The sequence below is a fragment of the Dysgonomonas sp. 521 genome, from assembly GCF_010501055.1.
GTDB lineage: Bacteria > Bacteroidota > Bacteroidia > Bacteroidales > Dysgonomonadaceae > Dysgonomonas.
This window is the reverse complement of sequence record NZ_QVMO01000231.1, coordinates 1-915: the sequence shown is the minus strand read 5'-3', so window position 1 is coordinate 915 and position 915 is coordinate 1. Positions and strand designations below refer to the sequence as shown.

Below are 915 nucleotides of genomic sequence, written 5' to 3'. Positions count from 1 at the left end.
AAACCGAGGGCTTTTGCTGTCGCTTTTAAATCCATTTCGTTTTCTTCTTTTTCATTAATATTTATTGTTGGAATCTTTGATGCAGGACAGCCACATGCCGAAATAAGGGCGGTTGTGTGCGCTCCTATCTTTGCTTTTTCTTTGATAGAAACTATAAAACCGTTGTCTTTAGCCTCTTGGGCTGTCATCCACCAGTCGCCAGCATTCCACTGGGTTTCGAGTATCGTGCTATCCGTTGCTTTTTCTTTGTATGTGTTAAAATATTGTGTCTCAATATTCCGTATCAGTTTTAGATAAGATTCTATATCATTGGCCGTGCCCCATGTGCCACCTGCTGGTTTATGAATCATAAATATGCCGTTTTCGGGCATGGTAAACGATTCGCAAAACATAGCAATACGAGTATAGGCGCTAGCCACGAGCGTACCACCCTCGCCCGTAACTTTGCCCGTGAAAACTGATAAAATATTGACTATTTCCTCCGCATCGAAACAAGAACCGCCCGGACCATTAAGATATAAATGTGCGTCTGTTATTCCTTGCTCTACAATTGCGTCTACTGTGCGACGGAATTGCTCGGAATCAGTATCCCAACCGATTGTGCCGGTTATGCGTATTAAGGCCTTTTGGCCTTGTGTCGATGCGTGTATATTGAACGGTATTTTTTCCATTTACATAACAAATCTGTTTTATTGTTTTTGCACTGTTCGTGCTATTGTCAGTACAAAGATGTCGGTTATGTAAGTGCCTGAAAAATAATGATGCAAGGCTTGCGTCATTTCTTTTTGCGGGTACATTAAAGGTGCATATTTGCATAAAATACGGATTGATTATGAGTGATTTTGAGCAAGTGGAAAAACCCGATTATACCAAATTGAGACATACGGCATACCAACTCGTTGTTGAGCAAGGTAA

Annotated in this window: 1 protein-coding gene; it reads right to left on the bottom strand. The window is 41.1% G+C overall.

Translation table 11 applies throughout. From position 1 onward, the window contains the following. Nucleotides 1-671 (bottom strand): ATP-dependent Clp protease proteolytic subunit (locus tag D0T84_RS22320; RefSeq protein WP_163310115.1); only part of this gene is annotated, 671 nt, incomplete at its 3' end. Nucleotides 672-915: the final 244 nt, after the last annotated feature.